The sequence below is a fragment of the Flavobacterium sp. KH_035 genome, from assembly GCF_057839565.1.
This window is the reverse complement of the sequence record NZ_CM174492.1, coordinates 3,877,786-3,890,896: the sequence shown is the minus strand read 5'-3', so window position 1 is coordinate 3,890,896 and position 13,111 is coordinate 3,877,786. Positions and strand designations below refer to the sequence as shown.

Genomic DNA, 13,111 nt, shown 5'->3' with positions numbered 1-13,111 from the left:
TGCGGACTTTGTGTTTTTCTATCTAATCAAGTAATGTTTTTAGTGTAGATTCTTTTTGATTGATAATGAACAGTTGACTTTTATCTTCTAATAAAATCTTATAATCAAATTCTTTGGCAGCATTAAATTTCCAATTTTTCAGCTCCTTAAAACCACTCTTGATTAGTTTTAGATTCTCAGCACTATTTTTCGATACAATAATCATTTTGGTAAGGTTTGATTTTTGCATCTTTTCAAGTGCATTTATGCTTATTTCGGTTTCATCCTCTGATCTGGAACGGTAACGGTACTTTTGTTTGATGACATCAAAATCTTTCTCATTTTCAGAAATAACATATCTGTAAGCCATAAGGTTATCCATCTCATCGATCCAGTTTGGAAATTTTGTTTCATAAATTTGAATATAACGATCGATAAAGTTTCCGTCTATTGCTTTCTTTTGAGAAAGGTACTCGTTAAGCATGGGGTAAATTTCCTTTGCCATAAGATTGATGTATTTTTTATTGTACCAATCACCGCTATCTGCTTTTCCGTTCAGTTTTTCATATACATAACCATTAGCTAAGGAAGTTGCCAGCGCCTCGTTGAGTAAATGATAGGCATAATTGCTGCATTTTGATTTGCTTTCTTTAAAACTCTTTTCAATGACTTTTTTAAGGTCTAATGGCTGTTCATTATAAATGATATGATAGGTTTCGTGCAGCATCACACTAAAGAGATCTTTATAATCTGTTAAATCGGTCTGAATGGCACTGATGAAATTATTATCAAACGACTGCGCTGTAAAACCTTTAGAATTAGGCAACGGATAAAATGCGATTTCAAATGGAATTGTGGTGTCCCAACTCGAATTATAGAAAACCAAACCTGTTTCAAAATACTTCTCAATATCATTTTCATTGGCGTACCCGGTAATCTCAATAAGTTGTTTTTCAAATTTCTCTTTATTAGGATTGTATATCAGTTCGTTGTAAATTGGAGTAAAAACCGCAATAATTCTCGTAAGGTCGTTCAGTGTTTTGTTCGTCACAATTCCTATAGAACGTATTTTAAAATCTTTTAGATTCTGTGTCTCTATTAAATTTTTTCTTAAAAAATCGATGGATTGCATTGGTTTTTTAGAGCCTTCGGGAAATTCTTCGAACTTGTAGCTGTAGTCCAATGACAGTTGATCAAACTCGGTTACAATTTTCTGAAATTCTTCGGTATTGTAATTTGATTTTTGAAACTCTGTTTTAAAAACATTATCCGGATAACTCTCAGATAAATTCTGAAGAAAAACAAAAACAGCCAGTTGTTCGGAATACTTAATATTAAATACTGTTTTCTGGGCAAAGGACAAATGTGTTACCGCACACAGCATGAAGACTAAAACTTTGATTTTCGTTGTAATTTTTATCATTTATGAATTAAGATTGGTTTAGATTAGCATTAGAAGTAACAAAATAACCCGGTAACAAATAACTACACTCTACATAAAAATCAACTCGCTTGATACAATCCTTAATAACTCTTATAATCTGTTTTTAGTATCTAAAGCCCAATCATTTTGCACTAGCCATCTTTTGTCTTAAATTTGTGCCCTTGCTATTCGCATAGCAAAGTTCTTCTGCTAATGAAGAATCTAAATCAAGTGAAAAAAGTGAAAGTGAATACGGTAGAAAATGCAGCAGGAAACTGGACTATTTGTCCGGAATGTCTGGGACGCGGCAAAAACAGTCAAAGGCTCAGCAAAAAAGTACGTCTCCGTTATCAGATCGCACTAGAGGAGTTTGAAAAAGCAGCTGGCTTAGGAACTCCTCCGTCTCGTCCTAAAGCGCATCTTAACAGCTGCGCAAACTGTAACGGATCGGGATTGATTCCTTCTGTTAGTCCTACAGTTGTTGATACAGAAAACTATCCACATGTTGCCATTATTGGTGCCGGTATCGGAGGTGTGGCATTGGCTGTTGCTTGCCTGCATCGCGGGATTCCTTTTACGCTTTACGAACGTGATGCCAATTTTGACGCCCGCTCACAAGGTTACGGACTTACACTACAGCAGGCCAGTAAAGCAATCGAAGGATTCGGCATCTTCTCTTTGGAAGAAAAAGTGATTTCAACAAGACATTTGGTACATACCACAGAAGGAAAAGTAATCGGTGAATGGGGGATCCGAAAATGGATTCCTTCCGATACAAAAACGGCTCCGAAACGTACCAATATGCATATCGCGCGACAACATTTGCGGTTGGCATTATTGAAACAAATTGGCAGTCATGAGATGGTGCAATGGGGATATCAACTAATCGATTTTAAGGAATCCGAGGATCAAAAGGTTGATTTAAAGTTTGAAGTAAATGGAAAAATAAAAAACGCTACAGCCGATTTAGTGGTTGGAGCTGACGGCATTCGAAGTTCAGTACGAAAACTATTAATTGGTGATGACACAACACCTTTACGCTATCTGGGATGCATTGTAATATTAGGTATTTGCCCTTTAGCAAATCTTGAGGGGCTTGACAGTTCTTTACTGGATTCGGCAACTGTGTTTCAAACCGCTAATGGTAATGAACGAATCTATATGATGCCTTACACTTCTGATGCAGTAATGTGGCAACTGAGCTTTCCAATGTCAGAACAGGAAGCTAAAACGCTTAGCAATCAGGGACCTCAGGCACTAAAAGAAGAAGCCTGTCGCAGAACGCAATGGCATGATCCAATTCCGCAAATTTTATTGGCAACTATGGAAACTCAAATTTCAGGTTATCCAGTATACGACCGAGAATTACTGCATTCAGAATTACTAACTAAAAACGGACAAACGACCTTAATCGGTGATGCGGCTCATCCGATGAGCCCTTTTAAAGGACAAGGTGCGAATCAGGCCTTATTGGATGCACTCTCTCTGGCACGTGGAATCGTAAGAGGATGCCGACCGTTATCGCAATGGAGAAAAAGCGGAATACGACAAAGTGTACTGACGGAATATGAATCAGAAATGCTTAAACGAAGTGCAAAAAAGGTAAAAGACTCTGCTGATGCAGCGGAGTTTCTGCATTCTGAAATAGTGCTCCATGAAGGCGATGAGCCTAGAGGAAGGTGTTTAAAGAAAAAGTAAGCCTCAATTGGTTATTGGTTTTATTCTTTTCTCGCAGATTTAGCAGATCTCACAGTTTTTTTTCTATATATAATCCGTTCAAAAAAAATATTTTAACACATCCAAATTTAAAGAGGAGCCATTTTTCAATGACTCCTCTTCTTTATTTAATGTTGTTTGTTTATTGAATTCTTTTTACAGACAATTTATCCAAACAGAAATAAGCCGCAGTATTCATTCCGTAGATCGGATGTGAATCTGTTGAAGCCATTTGGAAAACAAGGTATTTTACATCTCCTAAACCTTGAAGCGCTGTAGCACTCACATTCACCCATCCTGTTGGCATTACCAAAGAACCTCCTGTGTAATCTGCCAATGATTGTGTAATCGGAGCGGTAATCGTTCCGCTGGAATCTACACCGTATATCAATAATTCAAAATGATCACCTGAAGAAAATGCCTGAGCAAAACCATCGCCATATAAGCAGCCATAATAAGGCCATGGATGATTGTTGATTTTAAGTCCTTTTATCTGATACAATCCTGTGTTTCCAATTTTAATCCAGTTAGAGAAACCTGCTTCTGTAAACGTAGTTCCCTGTGGATTTTTTGGGTCTGTGTAACTTGACCAATAAGCTACAATATAAGGGTCTCCGGTTGTTCCTGGAGTTCCTGCAGCAATGGTTGATGAAGTACCAAAACCACTTCCTGCCATAGTTCCCCACTGATTTGCAACCCATCCGTTAGATCCGCCAGAACCTGCTCCTGAACCATAATTTGTAATATCATTTACATTAGATACAATAAAACCGTCCCAGTAGTTATAACCTGCTGATGTTGCTGTATGTGAAAATGTAAACAAATCAACCGTTAAGTTTGTATTCGACACATAAGTATTCTGCCAGTACTTCCCTCCTGTTGTTGATGTTCCGCTGGTTAATAAAGAACTGGTCAGGTTAAGCGTAGAGGTCGTCCCAACTGCCGGATCAGTCACTGCTTTTTTAGAAGTAACACCTGAGCTTTTTACTGCCGCATTGCCGTTTTCGTTGTTTGAAAGGTTTTCATCATTGCTACAAGACGAAAGTCCCAGCATCAAACCTACTGTCAAAAAATAAAGTACTTTTTTCATTATTTATAAAATTTAGGATTAATATACTTGGTTAGTTAATAAAACAGTGTTATTCAAGCTCTTTGATTATTTGCCTGCAGCAAAATTTAAATCTTCAACCTGTTTAAAAGAATTTGTTACAAGGTCAAGTGCCCCAATCTCTGTGAATGTAGGAACGTATACTTTGACAAAATCTACACCCGGCAGGTGTACTTTCACACCATTATTGTCTACGGCCCAGCTAATGTCTATCGAAGAGTCTTTGATTCCGCCATAGCCCCATTCAAAAGTTCCAACATTAAATGCTGCACCTTCTCCATCACTAATATCTTTTGTAGGCAAATTGATTTTTGTGCCTTTCAACGTATAAGAATCTCCAATCCATTGTGGATAATAGTTGTAACGTCTCCATTTTTTAGTTCTGGTAATAAAACCGGTGGCATTTTTATTATTGGTCCATTTCAGATATTCCTTGTCAAATTGCCAATCTGATTTTCCTGCTACAGCTGCTTTGTTTACATCTGGCTTATAATAAGTAATCTCATAATTTTTTACTGTAGACGATTTGTAATACTCGCTTCCCGCAATCTCATACCACTCGTTGTCTTCTGCAATACCATTTTTGTTCGCATCGTAAGCAACCGCGATACTTACCGGAGAAAATTTTGAAGAATTAGAAATAGGATTCATCTGAACTGTAAAATCTCTTTTACCATAAGCATTAATCACAGTGTGGTCGAATTTTGTCACAATGTAACCTCCAAAAGTGCCCAAATCAACAAGATTTCCGTCTGTAAGATTGGTTTGTGCATTCTCTATCGCTTCCGCTTTTGTTGCAAATTCATAACTATCATTGTTATAATGTGGAGCCGGTATATAATCGATAATCGAAAGTGCTTTAGAGGTATAGGGTTTCCCTGTTTCCGCAACCGTAACTTTGGTCGAAGCCTGTTTTACCACTTTATTCAACGTTACTGTAACATCAACAGCATAACTCAGGGCTTTTGGCGCTATAAATTTTAACGTTTTATTATCGCCAATAACAGAATCTTTGGCAACACCATCTTTACCAGTTACTTTTACAGTCCATTTGTACTGTGCAGTAGCTCCATTCGCATTCTCAATAACTACTTCCGGATCAATAGTAACGACATTGTATCTTTCGGTTGTAAAATCGGCTTGCAGTTTCAGACTAAGTGACGGATCTTTAATCGGTTCGGGTTTAGGTTCTTCTATTATAGGATCAGGTTTTGCATCATCGTTGCTACAATTGTAAAAAACGCTAATAACCATTAGGCATAAAGTATATTTTATAAACTTTTTCATATTCTTATTCTCTTACTTTTTTAGATTGTATTTTTTTATGATCTGAAGATCGGCAGCTCCCGAGAATCGGGTTGCCATCGACGATTGCTGGTGACAAAGTCCCATTGGCTCACTCACACAGTTCACCACTTTTATAAAATGAATTCCGGGAAGATTGGCTTTGTTGCCGTTTTTATCAACCGCCCAGTCAATATCAATATCCGGGCTTTTAGCATTGACATACCCCCATTCCGGAGCATCGAAATTCCACAAAGTAGTTTGTCCGGGACGTACTGCCGTAAAATTTACATTTAACTTTGTTCCTTCATAAACAGCGGTGGTTTGAGTTACCCAGGCTGGATAATATTCCTTTTTAGTTTTAGATCTTGGCAAAAAGTAAGTCTGAGACTGATTGTTCTCGCAATAGAGATGTTCACGATCTAAGAAAGGATCGTTTGGTCCGCTTACTACAACCTTTTTACCTACTGCAGGTTTCTGATACGTAATTTTAAAATTCTTAATCGTATTTTCTTTGGCGTGCTGACTTCCAATAATCTCATACCATTCATCATCATCCGGTTTTCCATTTGCATTCTTGTCATAAGCCACATAGATTAATCCCGGAGCTGGCGGATTGGCTTTATCACTCAGATCTGCGCCATAAACTCTGAAATCTTTCTTTCCCGGAAGATTAACTACCAAATGATCAAATCCAACTACAATTGAACCTCCAAAGCCTCCTAAGTCAATTGGATATCCCACACTTGTTTCATTTATCCTTCCCAATGCTACCCGCATAACGTCAGTTTTCGCAAATCCTTCTTTGTACAAATCATTGGCAAACATACCCGGTGCCGGGCTAAAATCGAAAATACTTGTAATGTAAGGATTGTAATTTTGAGCCTCGTTTATTACATTCACCGTTGTTGCGCTTGTTCCTTTTTTATCTCCTTCAGTAACATTTAGCGTTAATTCGTAAGCCCCTGGATACAACGCAATAAATCGTAAATCTTTAGTAGTCCCTACAACAGAATCTTTAGTTTGATTGAAAGGATTTTTTTTAAGCACCCACTCGTAATTTGGGTTACTCGTTTCGGCAGAAGCGGTAATATTCAAAACATTAAAGGTCGCTACTTCAAATTTTCCCTCAAGTTTTACTGCTATTGGTATAACTAGTCCTTCTCCTGAGTTGGCATCATTTTTATCGTCATCGCTGCATGCGGTAAATACCGATGCCAAAACAAATAATAATAAATGGGCAAAGTTTTTTTTCATAATTCTGGTATAATAATTTAGTTTAACACATTTTTGAATAGGGCTATCGCGTTGGAATACTTTCTCCTGACAGATGCAAATCGGTTGCTCCCATTATTTCAGTCGAAGTTTCTCCCAGCCACCCCGCCTGCTGATTAAGGCCGTTGTACACTTTTACAAAATCAATTCCCGGAAGCAGCACTTTGTTTCCGTTTTTATCTACAGCCCAGTTGATGTCTATTGCTGAATCGTCATCGGCATTTGGAGCATTATCAGCGTAACCGTACAAAAAGGCATATTGTACGAAGTAACTTCCGGTCCCACTTTCATCTACAGCGTTATCCGGTAATCTTGTTCCTTTAAAAGTGATAGACGCTTGATCTTTAAGCCATTTTGGCCAGTAATCTAAAGAATGATTATAAGCATTATTCTGTACCAGATAACCGTTTTTTCCCTGATTATCTTTCCAGTAGATATATTCCATATCAACGAAACCTACTGTACCTGTGGTTCCTCCCGGTACCGGTTTTTTATTAGGATCTGGACGATAATATGTAATTTCATAATTCTGAATCGTTTTAGGCATTTTATGTCCGCCTCCTTCTATTTCATACCATTCATCGTCGGGAAGACCGTTTTTATTCTTATCATAAGAAACCATTATAACTCCTGCCTCACTGCTTCCGCCACGCATTGTACTATTTGAATTAGGGTTGGCTTCTGCCCAAAATGCATTGCCCAGAACTCTAAAATCACGTTTGCCTTTTACATTAATAATAGTATGATCAAACCCAAAAACAACATAACCACCAAAGGCTCCAAGCGAAATCAAATCCCCGTTCTTTTTGGCTAAATAAGTATTGGCTCTTGACAAAATTCTTTCGGCACTATCCCCGTCATTTGCAGCCGGAAGATCGTTTATAAACTGTCCCGGAGCGGGTCTAAACTCGAATACCTTAGCGATATAGGCTTTATATTCCTTCGTTTCTTTCGTTACTGTAATGACTGCTTTTTGCGTTTGTAAACTCCCTTTGTTATTTACAGCTACTGTTAATTCATAAACCCCGGTTTCTGCTGCTGCAAACAGCACTTCTTTTTCGGTAGTATTGGTTAGGACATAGTTTTCGGATGTCGCTTTTGAAACACTCCAGCTATAGGCAGCTTCTGTAGCTGCATTGATAGTAGGGCTTATAGCCAAAATTGCAAATCGCTGCGTGTTAAGCGCCAGATCGGAACTTACCGGAGGCGGATTGTTATCCTCTTTTGCTGTATTATCCTTAGAACAGTTGGTTAAGCAGAGTGTCACAATAAAAAAGAATAAGAACCGGAAATATTGGGAGGTATTATTAAACATGTGATATTATTTAAGTTGGAGTTGATAAGAGCAATAAAAATTGAAGTAATTGCGGTGAGGTTTGTAATTTTAATCTTCAACCGTATGCCGTACCGTATCTATAAACTGTATAATCGTCGTACCGCTCAGCCTCATTACATGTACCGGGATTAGTGCAGTTTTTTATTGTGATGGTGTAGAAATATGGGAGAAGAGCAGTAAAATGATCGCCGAATGCATTCCGTAATTTTACGGAAGAGATTAATCTAAGGAATGACTCTTTGTAACATCCTCTTCTCGGAACAAATCTTTTTAAAGCCTGAAAACAGCTCTTTAATACTCGTGACTGAAGTAAAATAGAAACAACTGCGATAAGAATAAATAAAGCTCTTTTTTTAAAAGTATACATCACTAAATGAATTAAGTAAACTCCGTGACGTAATAATCAAAAAAGCAATAAGAAAGAATCCCGTCATAAAAAAATGACAGGTCTGTTTATTGTTGTTCAACTTTATTCCACGAAAGTCTTAAACTATGTGATTGTGGCAGGTCTCCTGACTTGTTCCATCTTTAAAACAGCCTTCCCATTCACCGGAGTAAACAGTGGCATTAGTAACGTTTAAAGACTTGTATAGAACTTACAGTAGCGGGTCTGTTCAGGATTTACACCTGATTCCCTTTTAACTGTTTTTTCTTAAGAAAAAACAGACCAAAATCTGGCGCAAATATATAACTATCTTTTACAATAGGGTGATTTTCAAAGTAAAAAATTCCAAACTCCAAAAATGCATCAAACATCAAAGGAATTTGGATTTTTTTATAAAATAGCTTCTTTTGAAATTGAATATCTATTATAAAAACTATTTCGTTTTAACTAGTTTTTATAAATAACCGACTTTATCTTGTTGAGCTTCAACCAAACGTTCGTAAAGTCTTTTGTATTCACCATAAGACTCAATTAACTTGTCTCGCAGGTGGAATGCTCATTTATAACTTCAAAATCAAATCTGTTTAGCTTTTTAAAAGTTAACTAATATTTGTACGTTTCTAAGTGTGTGTATTTATTAATAAAATTTATTTTATAAAAGGATAATCCGTATAACCTCTTGCTGTACCACCTCCAAATAACGTATGATTGTCTGAAATCGCATTTAATTCTGCATTTTGTTTTACTTTTTCGGGATAATCCGGATTCGTTAAAAATTTCCTTCCAAAGCCAACTAAATCAACCAAATTCTCTTCAAGTAATTTCTCCGCTTCTTCCAGATTCTTATTTCCTGTCGCAATAATGGCATTTTTAAAAACATCTCTAAGTTTACTTCTAAAATCATCCGGTATTTGTGGCGCATCATCCCAATCAGCCTCGCAAAGATGAATATAAGCGATATTTTGCTTATTCAGTTCTTCTGCTGCCAGCATTATAGTTTGCAAAATTTCGGGGTCATTCATATCCTTAAAACTAATAAACGGGGATAGCCTTACTCCTGTTTTTTCTTTTCCGATTTCTGCCGATACTGCTTTAGAAATTTCAATTAGAAAACGAATTCTGTTTTCTTTTGTCCCACCGTATTCATCAGTTCTTTTATTGCTATTACTACGTAAAAACTGGTCGATTAAATAGCCATTTGCACCGTGAATTTCAACGCCATCAAAACCAGCCTCAATTGCATTCTTAGCACCCTGTACAAATTCTTTAACGACAGTATTAATATCTGTTTTGTTCATTTCTCTGGGCTCTTCTGTCGGAATAAAAGTTGCGTCGCCATTGGGAGCTCCATCAAAAATATAAACACTGGTATTCTGAGCTATTAAAGCTGAAGGTGCAATGGGTTGCAATTCATTTATTCTTGAGCTGCTTACTCTTCCTACATGCCATAATTGAAGAAATATTTTACCGCCTTTTTTATGTACGGCAGCGGTTGTTAACTTCCAGCCTTCTATTTGTGCTTTACTATAAATACCAGGTGTTTTAGCATAGCCCATTCCTTGTAATGAAACCTGCGTGGCTTCGGTAATTATAATTCCTGCAGTACTTCTTTGGGCATAGTATTCAGCCATTAAAGCATTTGGAATATCGCCCGGCTGTGAAGCTCTCGAACGGGTCATAGGCGCCATTAAAAAACGATTTTTTAGCTCAATTGCGCCTAAAGTATATTTTTGAAATAATTTTTGATAATGCATTTTAATTTATTTTAAGATTAATATTTATTTTAAGAACTCGACAGTCGAAAAGATCAAATCAGTATCTCCTACATTCTCTAAATTGTGAATAAAAAAATCCTCCGAACTAAGAGATTGAAAATATACCGTGTCGCCATTCTCATATTCAGTTTGCTTAACCGATCCATCACTATAATAAGAAATTGATTTTCCTGAAGATAATGCAGTCCAAAAATAACGAAGACAATGTTTATGGAAAGGAAGTTTTTGCCCCGCTGATAAATGAATGGTCCAAACTTTAAATTCTTCATTTTCAAAAACTAATTTCTCTCCAATTAAAGTATTACTTACTGCGTTAATCAATTCTTCTTTTTGTTCTTCTGTCCAGAATTCCCACTTACCTTTCGGATTTATAACTGTTGAAAACATAATAAAGTTTTAGATTAAATTTTATTTTTTATTCTTTCCTAAAAACTGCCTCTAGCAGAACTCCGGCAGGAGTGTGAAAAAAAATTCTTTTTTCATCAATGTCTTTTAACACCATTACGGTGTAAACAATGCTTAAACGATCTAACTTTGATTTAAATTTTTCAAAACCTTGAATATAGAATGCCGTATGATCGATTGCTTCTGCAGCATAATTAGGACCTGTATGAAATTTTGATCCTGCCTGAATAATATGTACAATTGGATTACTGTCTGAATACAACCAATAACCTGGTATTGCTTTTTCGATCGCGTCTGGGCGTTTTCCTTCTTTTAGATCAAAAACCGTAATAAAAAAACTTTTAGTACTATCTATGTCTCTTGTTCTAATGGTTGTATGATCGATCTGCATAATAGTTGCGTTTAGTTATTAAATTTTTCCTCTGAATTATCTACTGGGGTCTTTGAATTATTAACAATCATTTTCGCGATATCATCTTTTCTCATAAATACGACTCCTTTTCGCTTTTGAGTATACTGTATAAACTCTTCCATAGCCCGAACCATGGCTGGTGTACCTCCAATTCTGTCATGAAAACTAACAGACATCATTCGGCGCTTTGTCACTCCTTCAGTATACAATTGATCAAATTCCATTTTTAATTGTGTTAAAAATTGATCAGGGCTCCAATGCTTTCCTTCAATATTTACTATATCATTGTTTCTAAGTGTATAAGGCATGACAACAAAATTTTTACCATTTACTTTTGTAACAAAAGGTTCGTCGCGACTTAAATCATCTATATGATATAAAAAACCAAGCTCTTGTAAAACTTTTAATGTATTTGGGCTTCTTCGCAACCAATTTGCATTATACCCCACACCTCTTTTATCGGTAATATCTTCAACTGTATCGATCCCTTTCTTAACAAATGTCAATTCATCAGCATAACTCATATTCCATTGATTGTTCCAGGAGTATCCATGTGCCGCAATTTCATGGCCTCCATCGGCAATTGCTTTTGCAACCTCCGGATATTTTATTGCCGCTTCGCCTACAACATGTGAGGTTACTTTTATATTGTACTTCTTCCATAAATCCAACATTCTATAAATACCTTCTTTTGCGCCATACCTAAACCAACTTTCGGCAGCCAGGTCTGGATTACCTTTTGGTAAGGGATTATTAGAAAACGGACTTTCTGCACCTTCAGGTTGCCCACCAGTTTCAAACTGCATTGACACCGAAATAACTAATTGCGCTCCATTGGGCCAATTCTTAACTTTTTTGCTAATTTGATTCTGTCCCATGACAGCTAAATGAGCTGTTACTAAAACCATTACCAGCATAAACTGCATTCCTGTTAAATATTTTTTCATTACTTATGATTTTTAAATTATAAGTACAAAGATATAATGGAACAACATCCTTAAATTTGTACAAATTGATTGTATATTTGTATAAATTCATTACAAACTAACGAACGATGCAACGATTTAATAGCTTTCACTCCATTAATGTTTTTTCACTGGACTTAGAGACGTGGACATATGAATTACATAAGCATAATTTTTACGAAATAATTTTTATAGAAGAAGGAAAAGGAAAGCATCTGCTTAATGAAATCTCATTTAATTATAAAAAGGGAGACATTTTTCTCCTTACTCCAAATGATGCACATGAGTTTGTTATTGAAGAAAAAACAGTTTTTACATATGTGAAATTTACAGAGCAGGTTTTTATAGAAAAACTAAGCACTAATAAAAAAACACAGTGGGAAGAATCTCTAAAGAATGTATTAACAATGAACCAATTTAATACCGGAAGTATAATTTACAATAAGCAAGATGAAACTAATTTGTTTATTCTTTTAAAAATATTGAAATCTGAATTTATTAACAAAAAACTATTTAGCGAAGAAGCTGTACTAGAGCTCTTTGGTGCACTAATGGTTATCATCACGAGAAATCTGAATGAAAACAAAAATATGCAAATTCGTTTCTCAGGAGATACTGAAAAACTTAGCAATATTTTGACTTACATTAGAATCAATGCCTTAGATAATGAAAAAATGGATATAGAGAATATTGCTAAACATTTTTTTATGTCCTCAAACTACATAAGCATTTACATAAAAAAGCATACTGGGATTTCACTGCAACAGCATATTATTCAGCTTAAACTTAAGACCGCTGAAAAACTACTACGCCAGAATCGATTGAATATTAATGAAATTGCCGTACGATTAGGCTTCAATGATGCAAGTCATTTTAATAAAATTTTTAAGAAATACAAACTTGTAAGTCCATCAAAATTTATTAAAAAACTCTCAAGCTGACCTAAATTATTCTCAAGCTTGCACATACCCAAACATCTTAAGAAATAGAGCCCTTTTTGTGATCCTTGCGAAAACTTTTGCAACTTGACCCTTAAGACTAAAAATAT

General features: G+C 36.0%; 11 protein-coding genes and 1 riboswitch. Of the genes, 2 read left to right on the top strand and 9 right to left on the bottom strand.

Annotated elements, in window-relative coordinates; all coding sequences use genetic code 11:
- Positions 1–22: 22 nt before the first annotated feature.
- Positions 23–1,402 (bottom strand): hypothetical protein, encoded by a 1,380-nt coding sequence (locus tag AC3IS6_RS16005; protein ID WP_489160813.1) that lies wholly within the window; start codon positions 1,400–1,402, stop codon positions 23–25.
- Positions 1,403–1,615: 213 nt separating this feature from the next.
- Here AC3IS6_RS16005 and AC3IS6_RS16000 point away from each other — a divergent pair, with 213 nt between their 5' ends.
- Positions 1,616–3,100, top strand: a complete 1,485-nt coding sequence (locus AC3IS6_RS16000) for an FAD-dependent oxidoreductase (protein ID WP_489160812.1) — start codon at positions 1,616–1,618, stop codon at positions 3,098–3,100.
- Between the two features lie 160 nt (positions 3,101–3,260).
- On the opposite strand, the gene AC3IS6_RS15995 is transcribed toward AC3IS6_RS16000, so the two are convergent.
- From AC3IS6_RS15995 to AC3IS6_RS15960, 8 genes are all read right to left on the bottom strand, one after another.
- Positions 3,261–4,208: a DUF4465 domain-containing protein gene (locus AC3IS6_RS15995; protein WP_489160811.1), complete on the bottom strand. Its 948-nt coding sequence runs from the start codon at positions 4,206–4,208 to the stop codon at positions 3,261–3,263.
- Positions 4,209–4,274: 66 nt separating this feature from the next.
- Positions 4,275–5,513 (bottom strand): hypothetical protein, encoded by a 1,239-nt coding sequence (locus tag AC3IS6_RS15990; protein WP_489160809.1) that lies wholly within the window; start codon positions 5,511–5,513, stop codon positions 4,275–4,277.
- Positions 5,514–5,525: 12 nt separating this feature from the next.
- A complete protein-coding gene (locus tag AC3IS6_RS15985) occupies positions 5,526–6,767 on the bottom strand; it encodes a hypothetical protein (RefSeq protein WP_489160807.1) in 1,242 nt (413 codons plus the stop codon).
- Positions 6,768–6,810: 43 nt separating this feature from the next.
- A complete protein-coding gene (locus tag AC3IS6_RS15980) occupies positions 6,811–8,100 on the bottom strand; it encodes a cell surface protein (protein ID WP_489160805.1) in 1,290 nt (429 codons plus the stop codon).
- 506 nt (positions 8,101–8,606) lie between these two features.
- A riboswitch (cobalamin riboswitch) is annotated at positions 8,607–8,808 on the bottom strand.
- 345 nt (positions 8,809–9,153) lie between these two features.
- Complete coding sequence (locus AC3IS6_RS15975) at positions 9,154–10,260, bottom strand: alkene reductase (RefSeq protein WP_489160804.1); 1,107 nt, start codon at positions 10,258–10,260, stop codon at positions 9,154–9,156.
- 24 nt (positions 10,261–10,284) lie between these two features.
- Positions 10,285–10,668, bottom strand: coding sequence for a hypothetical protein (locus AC3IS6_RS15970; RefSeq protein ID WP_489160802.1), 384 nt, complete (start codon positions 10,666–10,668; stop codon positions 10,285–10,287).
- Positions 10,669–10,696: 28 nt separating this feature from the next.
- The gene (locus tag AC3IS6_RS15965) at positions 10,697–11,077 is read right to left on the bottom strand and encodes a VOC family protein (RefSeq protein WP_489160801.1); all 381 of its coding nucleotides are present in this window, start codon (positions 11,075–11,077) and stop codon (positions 10,697–10,699) included.
- Positions 11,078–11,088: 11 nt separating this feature from the next.
- A complete protein-coding gene (locus AC3IS6_RS15960) occupies positions 11,089–12,045 on the bottom strand; it encodes a polysaccharide deacetylase family protein (protein WP_489160799.1) in 957 nt (318 codons plus the stop codon).
- 107 nt (positions 12,046–12,152) lie between these two features.
- Here AC3IS6_RS15960 and AC3IS6_RS15955 point away from each other — a divergent pair, with 107 nt between their 5' ends.
- On the top strand, positions 12,153–13,004 hold the full coding sequence (locus tag AC3IS6_RS15955; RefSeq protein ID WP_489160797.1) for an AraC family transcriptional regulator: 852 nt from the start codon (positions 12,153–12,155) through the stop codon (positions 13,002–13,004).
- Positions 13,005–13,111 lie beyond the last annotated feature (107 nt).

Excerpts from the sequence above, each read along its gene's own strand:
- AC3IS6_RS15970 (WP_489160802.1), bottom strand. The coding sequence starts at position 10,668 with ATGTTTTCAACAGTTATAAATCCGAAAGGTAAGTGGGAATTCTGGACA.
- AC3IS6_RS15960 (WP_489160799.1), bottom strand. The coding sequence starts at position 12,045 with ATGAAAAAATATTTAACAGGAATGCAGTTTATGCTGGTAATGGTTTTA.
- AC3IS6_RS16000 (WP_489160812.1), top strand. The coding sequence starts at position 1,616 with ATGAAGAATCTAAATCAAGTGAAAAAAGTGAAAGTGAATACGGTAGAA.
- AC3IS6_RS16005 (WP_489160813.1), bottom strand. The coding sequence starts at position 1,402 with ATGATAAAAATTACAACGAAAATCAAAGTTTTAGTCTTCATGCTGTGT.
- AC3IS6_RS15955 (WP_489160797.1), top strand. The coding sequence starts at position 12,153 with ATGCAACGATTTAATAGCTTTCACTCCATTAATGTTTTTTCACTGGAC.
- AC3IS6_RS15990 (WP_489160809.1), bottom strand. The coding sequence starts at position 5,513 with ATGAAAAAGTTTATAAAATATACTTTATGCCTAATGGTTATTAGCGTT.
- AC3IS6_RS15980 (WP_489160805.1), bottom strand. The coding sequence starts at position 8,100 with ATGTTTAATAATACCTCCCAATATTTCCGGTTCTTATTCTTTTTTATT.
- AC3IS6_RS15975 (WP_489160804.1), bottom strand. The coding sequence starts at position 10,260 with ATGCATTATCAAAAATTATTTCAAAAATATACTTTAGGCGCAATTGAG.
- AC3IS6_RS15985 (WP_489160807.1), bottom strand. The coding sequence starts at position 6,767 with ATGAAAAAAAACTTTGCCCATTTATTATTATTTGTTTTGGCATCGGTA.
- AC3IS6_RS15965 (WP_489160801.1), bottom strand. The coding sequence starts at position 11,077 with ATGCAGATCGATCATACAACCATTAGAACAAGAGACATAGATAGTACT.
- AC3IS6_RS15995 (WP_489160811.1), bottom strand. The coding sequence starts at position 4,208 with ATGAAAAAAGTACTTTATTTTTTGACAGTAGGTTTGATGCTGGGACTT.